Origin of the sequence: Allobosea sp. WAO, from assembly GCF_001509835.1 — a bacterium.
Lineage (GTDB): Bacteria > Pseudomonadota > Alphaproteobacteria > Rhizobiales > Beijerinckiaceae > Allobosea.
Map to the genome: position 1 here is coordinate 1 of NZ_JXTJ01000016.1, position 17,481 is coordinate 17,481.

Genomic DNA, 17,481 nt, shown 5'->3' on the forward strand with positions numbered 1-17,481 from the left:
ATCGTGATCGTCAGCGTCGCGGTATCCGTCGCGCTGCCATCGCTCAGCGTATAGGTGAACACCTCCGTCAGGGTCTCGCCGTCGCGCAGCGCGTTGACCCGGGGGTCATCGTTGTCGAGCGCGTAGCTGTAGCTGCCGTCGGCGTTCAGCGTCAGCGTCCCGTAGGCGCCGGCAAGCCCGCTGCCCACCGTTCCCGTCGTCGCGCCGAAGGCGATGCCGCTGATCGCGAGATCGCCGACCAGCGTGTCCGGGTCGCGGTCGACCGCGCTGCCGGGCGACGGGTCGAGGATGACGTTGCCCGAGACCGAGGCGGTGTCCTCGGCGATAGTTTTGACGTTGTCTTCGGCGACCGGCGGGTCGTTCGTCGCCGCGATCGTGATCGTGCCGGAGAGTGGCGCAGAGGTCAGCGAGGCAGGCCCGCCGGCCGTGTCGTTCTGGCCATCGCGGTTGTTGCCGTCGCGCACGACCAGCGTGTAGCTGCGCGTGGTCTTCGTGCCGAAATCGGTCGGGTTGTCGCTGCTGCTGCTGTAGGTGACGTTCTCGATCAGGGCGATGACGTCGGCGACGCTCGTGCCCGGCGCGAGCTTGATCACGAGCCGCCCGGCCGAACCGTCATGCACGGCGTCGATCGTCACGCCGGCCGGCAAGGTGTAGCCGGCCGCGATAGCGAGCCTGTCTCCGGAGAGATAGCTCGATCCCAGCGACAATTCGATCTCGCCGGCGCCGAAGACACCTGCGCCAAGGCCAGGCGTGGTCGTCAGGTCGATATCGGAGAGCGTGATCGTGCCGGGGGTGAAAAGCGAGGTCGGCGGCAGGCTGGTGCCGGTGCCGGTCTGGGCGTTTTCGGTCACGACCGGATTGGTCGCGGTCCCGCCAAGGAGCGGAGCGTCGTTGAGCGGGTTGACGGTGGTGCCGAGCGCCACAGCGTTCGACCACGGCCCCGTCGTCCCCAGATCGCCGGAGAGATCGGCGCTCGCGGCGAAGCTCACCGGCGCGTCGGAGGCGCGCACGGATAGGCCGCCCGGCGTGCCGTTGAAGTCGGCAGCCGGCACAAAGCGCAGCTTGGCGGTAGGCGCCAGGAGCAACGCGTCGCCGTCGCTGAGGTCGGTGCGGACGGTGGTCCAGTCGGCGCCGTTCAGCGAATACTGCCACTCGCCCTGGGCCGAGCTTGCTGCATTTCCGGTGATGGCGATGCCGCCGAACGGGGTCGCGGCATTGCCGCCGCCCGCAATTGCGCTGCGGTTGTCGGTGGCGTCCGAGTAGAGCGAGCCGAACAGGTTCGCGACCGTCTCGCCCGGCGGAGAGACGGTGTCCTCGTTGACCGAGGCGAGGGTCGCGCCCGAGAGGGTCGGCGCGTCGTTGACGTTGGCGACCGACGTCGTCACGACGACCGAGCCGGCGCTGTAGCGCGTGGTGCCGCCGGTCGCGTTCGCCGCGGAGAGGTCGACGACGGTTCCGGTCGCCGGCGCCCCGGCCGGATGCTCGGCCAGGCGCACGGTCAGGTTCTCAGGCGTGCCATGGAAGTTCGCGGCCGGCGCGAAGCGGATCTGCGTATCCGCAGCGAGGTAGAGCCCGCTCGCGAGGGTGCGTGGGCCAATATCGACCCAGCTCGTGCCGTTGAAATACTGCCAGCTGCCCTGGGCGGGGTTCGTCGTCAGGCCGCCGACGACGACGCCTGCGAAGCTGTCGGCGTTCGAGCCGCCGGTGATCGCATCGCGCGAATCGTCGAAATAGCCCTGGAACAGGCTCGAAACCGTATGCGTCGGAATGCCGGCGCCGGTGCTGTCCTCGGTCCCTGTCAGCGTGACCGTGGTGCCGCCGCCGACGGGCACGACGACGGGTGCGTCGTTGACCGGGGCGACTGTGATGCCGAAGCTGCGCGTCGTGACGAGATGGTTGTCGTTGTTCGGATTGCCGTCATTGCCGTCCGGATCGGCATAGGAGAAATCGCCTGGATTGGCATTGGGGTTGTCGGTGTCGCCCGGCAGCGTCGTCGGTCGGCCGCCATTATTGCCCAGGTCGTTGACGGTGATCGTGACGTTGAACGTGCCGTTCCAGTCTGCGCGGTCCGGCGTTCCAGCCTCGTCCGGCAACTGAATGCGAATGCTGTTCACGGCGCTGTTGATCTGGTCCAGCGTGCCCGAAATGGTGACGGTCGCGGTGCCGACGCCGCCCACCGTGCTGCCGCCGGCCGTGATCGAGGAGATGACGAAGCCGGGTGGCACCGTGACGGTCGTCGTCAGGATGTCGCCGGGCAGGGCATCAGGGTCGCTGATCGCGACGCCGCTCAGCTGTACCGTCGCCGAGCCTTCATTGGGCGTCGGCGGCGTCACGCGGATTTCGGCGGGGTCGTTGACCGAGCTGGGGAAGATCTCGCGGCTGGCCTGGTTGACGTTCGCAGTCAGCCCGCCGGGGACGGCGGCGTAGGGATCGACCGCCGCCGTCGGAACGGCGGAGACACCGCCGGCCGGATTGTTGTTGCCGCCGCCATTCGCTTCGGTGCCCGTCAGAGCACCTGTCTTCACGTCGCGGACGCGGTCGTCGACGACGACCTCGAGGCGCAGACTTCCGTCACGGTTGGCCAATGTGCCCTGGAGCGTGACCGTCAGCCCGGCGAGATAGGCGTTCACCTGCTCGCGCGTGCCGCGGATGACCAAGGCATGGCCGTTGCCGTTCTCGGTGTCGTCGATCTCGAAATTGACGCCTTTGATTGGCGAGGCGGTCGAGGACAAGACTACATCGCCATGGGCCGCGAGCGACAGGGGCAGGCCGCTCGTATCGGTCAACCGGATCGTGACCTGAACGAAATCGGCCTCGCCCGCAGCCGTACCGGTGGCTCCGTCGCCACCAATGTCCTTGTCGGTGACCGAAACGCCGTCCACCGGCGTCGTCCCGGAGACGACGAGCGCGCCCGAGCCGACCGCGACCGTCGGGCGGTCGTTCACCGGGACGATGGTCAGCGCGATCTCGAGCGGAGCGGGATTGGCGGCAGCGCCGCCGCTGCCGATGTTCGAGCCGGTGTCGTCGAAGGTGACGGTCAGGGTCACGTCACCGGCGGCGACCCCATTGCTGTCGTGGTTGTGGTCGGTGGCCGACTGGTAGCGCAATGCGGCATTCAGGTAAGCCTGGATATCGGCGGCCGTGCCGGTCAGCGTCATCGTGCTGCTGTTGGCGCCGCTTACGGTGACGTTCAGCCCCGGCGGCATCGTGCCGAGCGAGAGCGTGCCGGAGCCCACGCTGAGCGTCACCGTCACCGGCGTCCCGAACGCGGCGGACTCCGCATCGGTGATCACGAAGCCGATCTGGCTGCCGATCGGCGTCGCCTGATCCTCATAGACCGTCGCCGCCCCTGTACCGGTCAGCACGGCGGGATCGTTCACCCGCGAGGCGCGGATCGTGACTTCGGCCGCGGCGATGTTGCCGACCAGCGCCGCGATCGCCGGGTTGCCGTTCGAGGCGGTGGGAACGGCATCCTGATACCAGTTGAAGCCGTCATAGCCCGAGACCGGTTGCGGCGAGCCGGTGTAGGGCTGGCTCGGCTCATTGTGGGTGCCGCCGCCATTGCCACCGGGATTGGTGCCCGCAGCCGCCGGGTCGCGGTCGAGCAGCGCGCCGCTTGTCAGGTCGCGCACGCGATCGTCGGCGATCACCTGGACGCGGTAGACGGCGTCGCGGTCGTCGCCGAAACTGACGGCGAGCGTGGCCAGTGCGGCGTTGATCTGCGCCTGCGTGCCGCGGAGGACCAGAATGCCGCCGACCCCATTATGCGTCGCATCGACCGTCGCGCCACCCACGGTCACGCCGAGCGTGGCTCCGGCATAGCCCGCCTGTGTCAGTGCCTGACCGTCCTTGTCGAGTAGCCGGACGGTGACCTGAAGGAAATCCGCCTCGATCGCGAGCGTGCCGTCCGCGAGATCGGGATCGCTGACGCTGAAGCCGGGAATCGTGGTGACGGTATCGGTCGAATTGATCGGCCCGGAGGGGGCTTTGACGACGGGGGCGTCGTTCGTCGGCTGGACGTAGATCCAGAATTCGCGGCCCGTCACCTCGGCGGCGCCGTCGGAGAGGGTGAAGACGAACTTGTCGTCCGGCGTGCCGGGATAGGTCGTGCCGCTCGGCTCGTTGCCGCCGTGCTGGTAGTAGATATAGCCCTTGGCGATATCGTCCTGGGTGAAGGAGGAGCCCTTCCCCAAGGTGGTGAAGTTGATGCCGTCTCTCGAATAGGCGAGGCGCCCATGCGCCGGCGCCTGCGTGATCGAGTACTGGACCTGCGTCACCGAGGAGTCGGGATCGACCGCCTGCAGCAGATCGGGCGTGATCTTCTGCCAGGAGCCCTCGTAGATCACCGTCATGGGCTCGTTGACCGCGCCGCTGCCGCTGGCGCCGCCGCCCGGCCACGGGCCGGTCGGGTCGGGCAAGGTCGGATTGGCCGCGATGTTCGGCGCGTCGTTGACCGGCGTGATGACGAAACCGACGCTGGCGCTGCCGGAAACGGCGCCCCAGCGATCGCGCGCGTGAACCGTGAAGCCGTCCGATAGATCCTCGCCGCCGGCATGGACATAGCGCAGCCGCGTGGTCGCCGGATCGGAGGTCAGCCAGCTCGCCTGGAGTTCCGTTGCGGGCGTGACAACCTGCCAGCTCGCGCCGTCGAACCATTCGAGGTGCCCCTTGGCCGGCAGGGCATCGACGAAGAACGCCAGCGGGTTGGCGGCATCATGGTTCGCAGCGTGGTTGTCCTGCCCGTTCAGCGTCGAGCCGGCTTCGTAGCGCGCTTCGCTCGTCGCGTCGTCGGGATCGGAGAAGCCCAGCATGTCGCTGGTGATGGCGACCGTCTGGCCTTCCTTGATGATGTTCTCGCTGGAGCCCGTCGCCACGGGCGCGTCGTTCACCGGGGTGGCGTAGAAGTGGAAATCGGTGATCCACTTGTCCATCGCCAGCCCGCCGGCACCGTCGTCGATCAGGACGCCGGCGGAGGCGCGCAGCTTCACGCTGGACTCGAAATCCTCGCCGCCGTCATGAACGAAACGAACCCGGCCGGCATCGAGATCGGCCTGGGTGAAATTGTCATATTGCGACAGCGAGACCCAGTCGCTCCCGACCTGCTTCTGCAGCACGCCGTTCCAGCCTGAGGCGGCGCCGTCGAAGGACATCACCGTATAGACGATCTGCTCGGGCGCGACGCCGGGTACCGAATAGTGCAGGCCGGGGCGCTCTTCGCCGCCTGAAGGCTTGCCGTCGTAGAGGACGATGGTGCCGCCCTCGGTCAGGCTGCCTACGGCATGGCCGCTCGCGTCCGTGCCGGCGTGCTCACTGGACTGATGCGAGGGGGTGCGATCGGGGTCGGCCGGCAGGGCGCCACCCTCCCCGTCCTGCGTCTCATGCAGGCGGATCGTGAAGGTGAAGTCCTTCAGCCTGCTCGTCTCGCTGGCTGGATCGTCATAGATGCCGCTCGGGCGCTCGTAGAGCGTGCCGTCGGCGCGCCAGTGCAGCGAGACGCCGTTGTCGACGACCTGGAACTGGAAGCTGTCGGTCTCGTTCGGGCCGGCTCCGAGATGCTGGACGTATTGGACACGGCCGGCCTTGACGTCGGCCAGCGTAAAGGTGCCGCCGACCGGAAGCGGGACGGCGGCGCCGCCGCCCACCGGCGTCAGATAGAGCCGTCCCTTGTCCATCTCGCGCCCGGTAACGACGAAAGAGAGGCTGTCGTCCAGCGAATCCGGATCGCTGACATTGAGCATGCCGGTGTCGAGCGTGATCCGGTGCGAAGCGTCGACCGTCGCCTCGAGCGAACCGCCTGCCCAGACGGGCTCGTCATTGACGGGCAGGACGTCGAGTGTGATCCGCGAGGAAGCGGAGAGCGCTGCAGCGGCGCCGGCCCCGCCGCCACCGTCGATCACGGTGACGTCGAAGCCGTCCTGTGGTTTCGGCCGGCCATTCGCCTGGTCGACGCCGTTATGGGCATAGGTCAGTTGGCTGCGATCGGCGTAGGCGAAACTAATCCCGGCTGCGATGTCCGCCGCCGTGATGGCGCGGTTGATCGCCTGCACGACGCCGCCGATCGTGACCGTGCCATTGAAGTGGAGCGTGCCATCCGTGGGCAGTGTGTCCAGCCGGACGATCAGTAGGGGATCGTTCGGATCCCCGCCTCCGTCGGCGACGATGTAATCGCCGACCTTGGAGGGGGCCGAACCGGGCCCCTGGGCATTGCTCGGCTGCCCTTCATAGACACGCCCGTCACCCGAGACGGTCGGCGCCTGGTTGACCGGTGTGATGTCGAGCCGAATGGTCGCGAGCTCGGAATGGGCAAGCGGCGTCGCGCCGTCGTTGACGCGCACGACGAAGGCGTCCTGCGTATTCTGGTGCGCCCCGGTCGCCGTGTGGACATAGGCGAGCCGGCCGGCCTCGATATCGGCCTGGGTGAAGACCGAGCCCTGCCCGATACGGACCCCGCCAAGGGTAAGGTAGCCGTACTGGGTATCGGTATCGAGCGTATAGACGATCTGGCTCTTGTCCTGCGTCCCGAACGCCACCTCGGCGTCCGTCGGCGCGATCATGGCGCCGTCGAGGATGGTCACGCTCGGCGCGCCGCCCGGACCGACTTCGGCGACGTTCACCGTAACGTCGTCGAGCACGGTCGGATCGTTGGAGGCGGTGACACGGATCGCCGCGGTCCTGTCGGCCGTGCCACCATCGGTCTGGTTGGTGACCGAGACCGCGATATTGGTCGAGGCAATGGCGTTGCCGCGCTCGACATCGGCCGCGGTAAAGGTCAACCCCTTCAGCCAGGCGTCCGCCTGCTGCATCGTCCCGTTGAAGGTCCAGACGTTGCCGAGCTGGACGCCGCCACCGACCGTATCGGCGAACGCGCCGATGCTGGCATCCGAGACGGTGACGGAGACGGTCACGGCATCGCTGGCGTCGGCCGGATCATAGCCAAGGCCCCAGCCGGCATCGCCGAGATTGACGCTCGCGCTCGTGCCGAAGGCCGGGTTGAGCGTGCTCGGCTCGGCCACCTGCAGGTTCTCGGAGCCGGAGATGGTCGGAGGGGCGAGCTCATGGTTCCAGGCCGCCACGGCCTCAGCCGCGAAGGGGAGAGCCGCCTCGATCGCGCCGGTGCGCGCTTCCAGAACCCAGTCGCCACCGCGCTGCTGCGCACCGGTGCTGTCCTCGGAGGCGGCGACATCGCCGCCTGTCAGCATGGCGAGGCTGCCGAGCAGAGCCTCGCCCGCCGGCGTGCCTGCGACGTCGCAGCCCCAGATCATGAGGTCGGCATCGGCGTTCAGCGCCGCGCTCCAGGAGGCGATTTCGGCGCCACGGGCTTCGACCAGCGCGCCATCCACCACCGTTCGGCCGAGGGTGAAGGCACCGCCCTCGCCATGGCCGACGAAATGCACGGCGTCGACGCCGCTGCGAGCGGCCAGCGCCGCGCTCACCTGTGCAAGGCCGTCGCGCTCGGGATCGAGGACGATGAGCTCGACGCCGGGAGCCGGCGTCAGGCTGCCGAGTTCCGGCAGGCGGGCATCGACGAAGACGATCTCGTGCCGCGACGCCTGCGAGCGGCCTTCCGCCTCGATCAGCTGCGCCTCGGCTTTGCCGCCGAACGGCCCGACATCGGCGACCGTGCCGGCTGCGCCATTGCCAGCCGGGAGGCTGTGATCCTGCTCGTTCGCCGGCTTGGTGACGGCTTCCGCGGGCGTGTGCATGTCGGCGGCGACCGCGGCAGCCGTCGTGGCGCCAGCGGCGTCGAACATGAAGCGAGGTTCGAGAGAAAGGGTCAGGCTGGGGAGCGAGAAAGGCCGGCGGGGCCGCCGCAGAATATCAGTTTTAGACAATTAGGCGTATCCGAATCGCTTGCGCAACAAGCGCATATCAGAACCATCTCAAATTGGAAAAATGTAATGTTCGATTTGCCCGTCGGAGGGATATTTATCTTTTAGGCTCGCCGCAGAGACCTCGCTGGGTCAGGTGTAGACTTGGACATCAGGTTTTTTATCGTTCTCGACGGACTTTCTTCGTGAGAATCAGCATTCTGCAGCGCAGCGAGCCTCCTCGGACGTCAGCTCTGGCCGCCCAAACAGGCATGGACAAGACCCTCGCAGCGTTCGAACCGGGAGCGGCAGGCCGTGAGCGCTCCAATCTTTCAAAGCGCTAGATCAGCCAGCGATACCAGCCCCATTGCAGTAGGTCGCGGCAAGGGACGGCGAACACAACAGTTGTGATACCCGGTCGAATACCGTGATCAGCAACTGCGTTTCGCTACGGTGACGCGTGTCACGTGGGCCAAGGAAGACAGGCGACACCAGAGGCAGCTGCTTATCGGCATTTGCGAAGATCGCGCGTCAATCTCGTGGTCGGCTCAGTTGCCGAAGCGCCGCCGCCGGCTCCCGGCGGTGGCGAGTTGCAGGAGGGCTGGCAGCTCCCGGTCGAAGCACGGCAGCCGATCGGCCGATCCGCGTCCCGAGCGCCGCCCCCGGGTCAGTTCATGGAAAGCTTTGGCCCATCGTGGATAAAGCCCCCCCTGCCCCCTGCCCGCCGCCAAATCTTCAATTTGTGCCGTTCAGTGAGTCTCTGAGCGCATAAAATCCAGTCGCTTTCTCTAGATCACGTAGTCCTTGTAGCGCTCAATGTAAGCACGCGCATCCCGGTTGAGCTCCCTGATGCGCAACTCGGCTTCGTCGGCATCGCCGCGCATGATCGCCGCCAGCACCGCGCGATACTGCAGGATGCCCGCCGCGGCGCGGCCGGGCAGCAAGGCGACGCGGCGGATCGTGATCCGCGTACGGTCGTAGATCCGCTCGATCATGTCGCTGAGCACGGGGTTGCGGGCAGCTTGGGTGACCCGGCTGCGGAAGGTCTCGATCGCCGCGACATGCCGGTCGATGTCGCCGGCTTTCAAGCTCTCCTCGAAAGAGGGGCCGAACAATTCGCGGATGTCGTCCCAGTCGCTCGGCTTCGAGTTCAGCGTCGCCAGCCTGACGGCCAGCCCGTCCAATGCCTCGCGGACCTCGTAGAGGCGGTATGTGGTGTCCATGTCGACCGCCGCCACGACGGCCCCCTTGTTGGGCTCACGGGTGATGAGGCTGCGATCCTCCAGGGTCGCGAGCACCTCGCGCGCCTTCGCTCGCGGCAGGTCGTAGGCCAGCGCCAGGTCTTCCTCTGGAATTCGCGTGCCCGGACTGAGAGCCCGCGAGGAGATCCGCTTGCGCATGTCGGCGATGGCACCCTCGACAGTCGCCGCCTTTCGCTTCGGCCTGGGCATTCTTGCAACCTCATGGTGTCCGTTCGCTTCCGAATAATGCGGTTGAGCCCCCAGATCAATCGTTCAGACAAAAGATTGTACAATCTATTGCAATATCATTGACACAAAATCAGGTGCAGGCTTATCTCCAGCCAAGGCGATTGGCTGTCGGGGAGGGACGTCGCATGAGGCTGAAGCAGGAGCTGGCTGTCCCGGGCCCGCAATGCGCTTCACTGCTCGATCGCCGCAATGCGGTCGTGGCGCGTGGTGTCGCGAACGGTCCACCGGTCTTCGCATCGAGCGCCGCAGGAGCCGGGCTGACCGATATCGACGGCAATGAGTTTCTCGACTTTGCCGGCGGGATCGGCACGCTGAATGTCGGGCATGCCCATCCGGAGGTGGTGCAAGCCGTGAAGGCACAGGCCGAGCAGTTTCTGCACACCTGCTTCAACATCGTGATGTATCCCGGCTATATCGACCTGGCCGAGAAGCTCGCCGAGCTTGTCCCCGGGGCGTGGCAGAAGAAGGTCATGCTCCAGACCACCGGGGCCGAGGCGGTCGAGAACGCGATCAAGGTGGCGCGGAGCGCTACCGGACGGCAGGCCGTCATCGCCTTCGAGGGCGCCTTCCATGGCCGCACCTTCATGGCTTTGTCGCTGACGGCAAAGGCGCCGGCCTATAAGAGCGGCTTCGGACCGATGGCTTCGGAAGTCTATCGGGCGCCGTTCCCGACCCTGTATCGTTCCGGTCATGAGAACGACGAAGCCTGCAGCGAGGCGGCCTTCGCCGAGTTTACCCGCATGGTCGAGATGGAGATCTCGCCCGAGGCCGTTGCCGCCGTCATCATCGAGCCGCTTCAGGGCGAGGGCGGCTTCCATGTGGCGCCCGGATCCTTCCTGCGGAAGCTGCGCGCGTACTGCACGGCGCACGGCATCGTGCTGATCGCCGACGAAATCCAGTCCGGCTTCTGCCGCACCGGCGAGTGGTTCGCGACGCAGCATGCCGGCATCGAGGCCGACCTCTACACGCTCGCCAAGTCGATGGGTGGTGGGATGCCGATCGCGGCCCTGGTCGGGCGCGCCGAGCTGATGGATAGCCCCCGAGTCGGCGGCCTTGGCGGGACCTATGGAGGCAACCCGCTATCCTGCGCCGCGGCCCTGGCGACGATTAGGGTGATGGAACGCGAAGACTACCGCGAGAAAGCGCGGCGCCTCGGTGCCCTCGTCGAGGGGCGCTTTGCCGGCTGGGCGCAGCACTATCCGATTGTTGGAGATGCCCGCGGCCTCGGCGCGATGCGCGCGGTCGAGATCGTGCGGGATCGCAAATCCCATGAACCGGCCGGCGACTTGGCGGCTCAGATCATCGAGGAGTGCTATCGCAACGGTCTCATTCTGGTGAAGGCCGGGTTCCACGGCAATGTCATCCGCTTCCTGGGGCCCCTTTCGCTGGAGACAGCGGAGCTGGAGCGGGGGCTCGACATCCTCGGTGAGGCGATTGCCGCCACCGACCGCCGCGCCCGTCCGGTGGCCAAGATCGCCTGAGCGATGGACGCGCTTCGCAAGCTCGTGAACGCCCGCAAGGTCGTGAGGTTGCTCGGCAATGCCGGGCGGGAGAGCCAGGTTCTGGTCCTCTACGATCTCTATACCGCACATAATGTCGAGGTGCTGGCGATCGCCTTGTCCGAGGTCGGTGCCGAGGTGAATCTGATGCAGATCGAGGGCTCGGCGCGGCATGGCGGCCAGCTTTCGCAGATTGCTGCCGAAGCCATGAAGGCTTCGGATCTCGTGATCGGGCTGACGCGGGCCAACATCGCGCACACGCAGGCCCGCCAGGAGGCCACCGGCGCCGGCGTAGGCGTCATCGTCCTGCCGGAGTCACACCAGAGCGACTTCTTTCTGGCGGAGGGGTGGCAGGCGGATTTCGTCGCCCTGCGGCCGTGTATCGAACGCCTGGCTGGGGCCTTGACCGAAGCCGCGACCGCCCGCGTCACAAGCCCGCATGGGACCGATGTGACGATGAGCATCGCCGGAAGGTGTGGCCGCGCGCTGCATGGGTTCGCCAATACAGTCGACATCTCGGCGGGCTACTGCCTGGAGGCCAGCCTGGCCCCGGTCGAGGGCACGGCAGAGGGCGTCATCGTCGTAAACGCCAGCATACCGGGCGTGGCGCTGATCCGCGAGCAGCCGGTGCGCATCCATGTCGAGAAAGGCATGGCCGTTGCGATCGAGGGCGGCGTCGAGGCGCGGCTGTTCCGGGACCTTTTGCAGAGCTTCGGCGACCCGCTCGTCTACAATCTCGGCGAGCTCGGCATTGGCATGAACCCGAGCTGCACTCTCGATGGCACCATGCTCTCGGACGAGAGCGTCTACGGCTCGGTCCAGCTCGCGCTCGGCACGAGCGCTTACATCGGTGGCACCGTGCGCGCGGCGGCCCACTACGACACCATCCTGACCGACGCCACGCTGGAGCTGGACGGCCACACCGTCCTGCGCGGCACCAATCTTTTGCTGGAGTGCGCCTGATGAGCATCGAGGTTTCGCGCAACGACAACGGCGTTGCCACGGTGCTGATGAACCGTCCCGAGAAGCGCAATGCCTTCACCATGGAGATGTACCAGGCCTTTGGCGCCGCCTTTTCCGCCTTCGAGGCTGATGACACGGTGCGCTGTGTCGTGGTCCGGGGCGCCGGCGGGCATTTTTGTGCCGGCAGCGACATTGGCGGCTTCGGCGACGACCGCGATGGCCGCCAGCAGGCCCGCGACTACGCAGATTTCACGCTGGAGATGACCGACCGGCTCAAAGACCTGCGGCATCCGACCGTGGCTTGCGTCGAGGGTGCCTGCGTCGGAGGCGGGCTGGAAATCGCCGCGATGTGCGACGTCCGGATCGCGGGGCGCTCGGCCCGTTTCGGCGTGCCGATCAACCGGATCGGCATCACCCTGGATTACCGCGAGCTCGAAGATATCGTCGCCGTCATCGGCCATGCCACGGCGCTCGAAATCCTGCTGGAAGGCCGTGTCTTCGGGGCCGAGGAGGCGCTGTCGAAAGGCCTCGTCAGTCGCCTCGTCGATGATGAGGCCGTGGCAGTCGAGGCCTACGAGACCGCCGCGCGGATCGCCGAAGCGGCCCCTTTGACCAATCGCTGGCACAAGAAATTCGTCCAGCGCTTGCGGCGAGGTGGCCCGCTGACGTCGGAAGATTACGACGAGGCCTATGCCTGCTTCGACACCGAGGATTACCGGCTGGGGCGTGCGGCCTTCAGCCAGAAGGCCAAGCCGGCCTTTGTCGGTCGTTGAGACAAGATGACAGGTGAAACTCCGATGAGCAGTCGTCCGTCGCCGATCGCCGGCATGAAGGTCCTCGATCTCTCCCAGATCATGGCGGGGCCTTATTGCACGATGGTCCTGGCCGATCTCGGCGCCGAGGTGATCAAGGTCGAGAAGCCGGTCACCGGCGACGATTCACGCGAGATGGGTCCTTATGTGAATGGCGAGTCGACTTGCTTCGCCCACATCAACCGCAACAAGCAGGGTATCTCCCTAAACCTGAAGGATTCCCGGACACGCGAAATCCTCTACGACCTCGTCCGCTGGGCTGATGTCGTGGTCGAGAACTACCGGGTTGGTGTGACAAAATCCCTCGGCGTCGACTATGAGACGCTGAGCAGGATCAACCCACGCCTGATCTATTGCTCAGTGTCCGGTTACGGGCAGACCGGACCGTATTCGCGCAAGGGCGGCTTCGACCTGGTCGCGCAGGGCCTTTCCGGCATCATGAGCATGACGGGCGAGCCAGATGGCCGCCCGCTCAAATCCGGCATCGCGATCTATGATGTCGGCGCCGGTCTTACCGCCGCCTATTCGATCCTCGCCGCCCATGTGCATCAGCTAAAGACCGGCGAGGGCCAGCACATAGATATCTCGTTGGCTGAGTGCGGCCTGCCCTGGTTCGTCTGGGAGGCTGCCGCCTATTTCGCCGAGGGCACCGTGGCGAAGCCAACGGGTAGCCGCCACCGGGTTTCGGCACCCTACCAGGCGCTGCGCACAGGCGACGGCTACATCGTCATCGGCGCGGCCAACCAGCGCACCTGGGAAAAGCTCTGTCGCGATGTGATCGCTCGCCCCGAGCTGATCGCCGATCCCCGCTTCGTGACCAATATGGATCGGCTCGAGAACATCGAAGCGCTGGAACCGATGCTCGAAGAGGCCTTCGCCTCGGCCGATGCGGCGACCTGGATCGCCCGCTGCGAGGAAGCCAGCGTGCCCTGCGGCCCGATCAATGATTTCGGGCAGGCGATGAACGACCCGCATTACCTGGCCCGCGGCATGATCGAGGAGATCGAGCATCCGGCGCTCGGCACAATGCGGACGATTGGCATCCCGACGAAGTTCTCGAAGACGCCCGGCGCGATCAGGAAGCCTGCGCCTCTGCTGGGCGAGGATACCGACAACATCCTACGCCGGTTCGGGGTTTCGGACGAGGAGCTTGCCGGCCTGCGCGGGCGCGGCGCCATCCAGTGAGGCAGCCTCGCGCGACATTCCCGGGATGGCCGCGTGAGAGGCGCGGCGCATCGGCTTGGCACAGCCCGGCAATTCCGGCGGGCGGCAACCGAACGCTTGTTAAGTTCAAGGCGAGAACAAAAACATCGCCAAGCATAGGGGAGGCTGACGTGACCGCCATCAAGCCGCATTTCAGCGCCGTGCGCGGGCTGTGTGACGGATTCGGCGAGGCGACCGGCCTGGTTTTCGGGTTCGCCCCGACGCGCCGGTCAGCCTAAGCGCGGGACGCCGGTCATGTCGATATTTTCGCTAATGAGTCTGGGGCCCGATGGCTGGGGTCTGGCCATGTTGGCCGCCGCCGGGGTGACGCTGTCGGTTGCGGCTTGCGGGTTCGTCATCGGCTCGGTGATCGGTGCTTTCGTTGCGTGGGTGAAGCTCTCGGGCGGGGCGCTCGCCCGGGCCGCGGCGGACGCCTACACCACCGTGCTCCGCGGCATTCCCGACCTTCTGATCATTTACCTGTTCTATTTCGGCGGCAGCGCGCTTCTGAGCAGCATCGCGGCGCTCTTCGGTCCGGGCGGCTTCGTCGGGGTGTCAGGTTTTGCCGCAGGCGCCGCCGCGATCGGCATTATCTCGGGCGCCTACCAGTCGGAGGTTTTCCGGGGTGCCTATACCGCGCTGAGCCGGGGCGAGATCGAGGCTGCCAAGTCCGTCGGCATGCACCGCGCCCTGCTGTTCCGCCGGATCATCGCGCCGCAGGTCTTGCGCTACGCGATTCCCGGACTGGGCAATGTCTGGCAGCTGGCGCTGAAGGAATCGGCTCTGGTCTCGGTTACAGGGCTCGTCGAATTGCTGCGTCAGTCGGCGATCGGCGCAGGGTCCACCCGCGAGCCGTTCAGCTTTTATCTTGCGGCAGCGGTGCTCTATCTGGCCATCACCACGGTTTCGTCCTGGGGCTTCCGGCGCGCCGAGAGCTACTCGATGCGCGGCGTTCGGAGAACCTGAATGCAGCGTCCCAGCATACCGACCGAATGCGCTCCCCCTGAAAGGTTCCGGCCATGATCGATGCCGCCTTCATGGGAGAGACCTTTCTGAAGCTGTTGGAGGGGCTGCCTCTCACGCTCAAGCTCACCTTCTCGTCGGTCTCGCTCGGCCTGCTCGTGGCGATGCTGCTGGCGGCGATGCGGTTGTCCGGGGTCTGGCTCCTCGACGGGTTCGCGCGCGGCTACGTCTTCGTGTTCCGGGGGACTCCGCTCCTGGTCCAGATCTTCCTGATCTACTACGGCCTCGGGCAATTCCGGCCCGAGCTCCAAGCGATGAACCTGTGGGGTTTCTTCCGCGAGCCCTACTGGTGCGCGCTGCTCGCCCTGACGCTGAATACGGCCGCCTATGTCAGCGAGATTCTGCGCGGCGGCCTGCAGTCGGTGCCGCTCGGCCAGATCGAGGCAGCGCGCGCCTGCGGCATGTCGCAGTTTCTCCTCTACCGGCGGATCATTGCGCCAATCGCCTTCCGGCAGGCCCTGCCGGGCTACGGCAACGAGATCATCCTGATGGTGAAGGCGACCTCACTCGCCTCGATCATCACGATGATGGAGGTGACCGGCATTGCCCATAAGCTGATTTCGCAGACCTTCCGGGCGATCGAAATCTTCATCTGCGCCGGAGCGATCTACCTCATCCTGAATTTCCTCGTGACGCGAGCCATCCAGGCCCTGGAGCACCGGCTTTCGCCGCATCTGCGCCAGGCACCGGTGCCTGCGCAGCGCCTCGAGCCGGCTATGAGCAGCGGAGATGACCGGTGACCCTATTATCGACGCCTGCAGTGTCCATCCGCGATCTGCGCAAGAGCTTCGGCGCGCTCGAGGTCCTGCGCGGCATTTCTCTTAGCGCAGCCGAAGGCCAGGTTATCTCTATCCTGGGCTCGTCGGGATCCGGCAAGTCGACGATGCTTCGCTGCATCAACATGCTGGAAACGCCCGACGCCGGCGAGATCGCCATTGGCGGCGAAGTCATCGCGCTGCGCAAAGGACGCCGCGGGCGCACCGAACCAGCCGATCGCGCCCAGGTCGACCGGATTCGCTCGCGCGTCGCCATGGTCTTTCAGAGCTTCAATCTCTGGTCGCATATGACGGTGCTCGAGAACGTCATCGAAGCGCCGATCCATGTGCAGAAGCGTCCGAGGGCCGAGTGTATCGAAGAGGCCGAGGCGCTGCTCGCCAAGGTAGGTATCGTCGACAAGCGCAACCATTATCCGGCGCATCTCTCCGGTGGCCAGCAGCAGCGCGCCGCGATCGCCCGGGCCCTGGCGATGAAGCCAAAGCTGATGCTGTTCGACGAGCCAACCTCGGCGCTCGATCCGGAACTCGTCGGCGAGGTCCTACGCGTCATGCGGTCGCTGGCCGAAGAGGGCCGCACCATGCTCGTGGTCACGCACGAGATGGGGTTCGCTCGGGACGTCTCGTCCCGCGTGGTCTTCCTCCACAAAGGGATGGTGGAGGAGGACGGCCCGCCCGGCGAGGTGTTCATAGCGCCGACATCGCCGCGGTTTCGACAATTCATCTCTGAACATCATTAGGAGGGGACCTCATGAGCAATTCGATAATGCGCCGCTGGTGGCTGGCGTTAGGTGCCTGCGCACTTCTGGCTCCGGCTGCTTCGGCACAACAGAGCAAAGAGATCACCATCGCCACCGAAGGCGCCTTCGCTCCCTGGAACCATACCGAGCCCAACGGGCAACTCGGCGGCTTCGACGTCGAGCTGGCGAACGAGCTCTGCCGCCGGATGAAGGCCAAGTGCAAGATCGTCGGACAGGACTGGGCCGGCATCATTCCGGCTCTGCAGGCCGGTAAGCACGACGCCGTGATGACGGGAATGAACATCACCGACAAACGGCTCGCGGTGATTGGCTTCTCGAGGCCCTACGCCACCAGCCGCCATGTGTTCGCGACCATGGGCGATCGCGAGATGCTCAAGCTTCCGAAGGCCGGGGAGCTTATCGACATCACCGCATTGAACGACGAGGACAAAGGCACCATCGAGCAAATGCGGAAGCTGATCAAAGGTAAGACGATCGGCGTCCAGACCTCGACCAACGCTCTGGCTTTCCTTGAAAATTATTTCAAGGGCGACATCGAGATCCGCGAGTACAAGACCGCCGAGCAACACGATCTCGACCTTTCGGCCGGGCGTATCGACGCGGTGTTCGTCGACTATGCCTCGGCAACGTCATCACTCGAGAAGAAGGAGCTGAAGGGGATGACCGTGACCGGGCCGTCATTCCGCGGTGGGCTTCTCGGTCGCGGGGTCGCGATCGGGTTGCGCAAGAGCGACACTGAGCTGAAACAAAGCTTCGATCAGGCAATCGAACAGGTGTTGGCGGACGGCACGGTCAAGGCCCTTAGCCTGAAGTGGTTCAAGTCCGACATGTCGCCGCCGAAATAGAGCAGCGAACCGGCGTGCCGGATCGGTCAGGCGCGGCTGTGATCCGCGCCTGACCGGCCGGAAGCAGGAAACCCCAACGCTTGAGGCGAGTGCTGACGTTGCCGTCCAGGATGCAAGGGTACTGCGTTGCCAGCCCGATCAAGCGCGGCGCCACGCGGCCGCTCGGGCGGCGATAGCAAACCATCGGCATGCTGGGATGCTGCTGACAGGACCAGCAGCTGGGTCTCGTGGAGGCGGGGCATGGCGAGGTCTCGTTGCAACGGCACCTGCCGTCACTACCGCGAGCCCCACAATGCTGGATCGT

General features: G+C 66.0%; 10 protein-coding genes. 8 read left to right on the forward strand and 2 right to left on the reverse strand.

What is annotated here, in order from left to right; all coding sequences use genetic code 11:
* Together DK26_RS24175 and DK26_RS24180 are read right to left on the reverse strand one after the other, a co-directional pair.
* Positions 1-7,751, reverse strand: a 7,751-nt coding sequence (locus tag DK26_RS24175; protein ID WP_157089826.1) for a cadherin-like domain-containing protein, incomplete at its 3' end; no start/stop codon positions are given.
* A gap of 845 nt (positions 7,752-8,596) precedes the next feature.
* Complete coding sequence (locus DK26_RS24180) at positions 8,597-9,259, reverse strand: GntR family transcriptional regulator (RefSeq protein WP_066478272.1); 663 nt, start codon at positions 9,257-9,259, stop codon at positions 8,597-8,599.
* A gap of 2 nt (positions 9,260-9,261) precedes the next feature.
* On the opposite strand from DK26_RS24180, the gene gabT reads away from it, so the two are divergent.
* The 8 genes from gabT (at position 9,262) to DK26_RS24220 (ending at position 17,177) form a co-directional block, all read left to right on the forward strand.
* Positions 9,262-10,779, forward strand: coding sequence for a 4-aminobutyrate--2-oxoglutarate transaminase (gabT, locus tag DK26_RS24185; RefSeq protein ID WP_198162410.1), 1,518 nt, complete (start codon positions 9,262-9,264; stop codon positions 10,777-10,779).
* A 3-nt stretch (positions 10,780-10,782) separates the two neighbouring features.
* Positions 10,783-11,760: a hypothetical protein gene (locus tag DK26_RS24190; RefSeq protein WP_066478277.1), complete on the forward strand. Its 978-nt coding sequence runs from the start codon at positions 10,783-10,785 to the stop codon at positions 11,758-11,760.
* Positions 11,760-12,533 carry an enoyl-CoA hydratase-related protein gene (locus DK26_RS24195; protein ID WP_066478279.1) on the forward strand — a complete coding sequence of 258 codons (774 nt, stop codon included), beginning with the start codon at positions 11,760-11,762 and terminating at the stop codon, positions 12,531-12,533. The genes DK26_RS24190 and DK26_RS24195 overlap by 1 nt, the downstream gene beginning before the upstream one ends.
* 24 nt (positions 12,534-12,557) lie before the next feature.
* Positions 12,558-13,757 carry a CoA transferase gene (locus DK26_RS24200; protein ID WP_066478284.1) on the forward strand — a complete coding sequence of 400 codons (1,200 nt, stop codon included), beginning with the start codon at positions 12,558-12,560 and terminating at the stop codon, positions 13,755-13,757.
* Positions 13,758-14,030: 273 nt separating this feature from the next.
* Positions 14,031-14,741 carry an ABC transporter permease subunit gene (locus DK26_RS24205; protein ID WP_184231618.1) on the forward strand — a complete coding sequence of 237 codons (711 nt, stop codon included), beginning with the start codon at positions 14,031-14,033 and terminating at the stop codon, positions 14,739-14,741.
* Between the two features lie 53 nt (positions 14,742-14,794).
* Positions 14,795-15,538, forward strand: a complete 744-nt coding sequence (locus tag DK26_RS24210) for an ABC transporter permease (RefSeq protein ID WP_210312233.1) — start codon at positions 14,795-14,797, stop codon at positions 15,536-15,538.
* A 20-nt stretch (positions 15,539-15,558) separates the two neighbouring features.
* Complete coding sequence (locus tag DK26_RS24215; protein WP_184231605.1) at positions 15,559-16,311, forward strand: ATP-binding cassette domain-containing protein; 753 nt, start codon at positions 15,559-15,561, stop codon at positions 16,309-16,311.
* A gap of 11 nt (positions 16,312-16,322) precedes the next feature.
* Positions 16,323-17,177, forward strand: a complete 855-nt coding sequence (locus DK26_RS24220; RefSeq protein WP_282568055.1) for a transporter substrate-binding domain-containing protein — start codon at positions 16,323-16,325, stop codon at positions 17,175-17,177.
* Positions 17,178-17,481 lie beyond the last annotated feature (304 nt).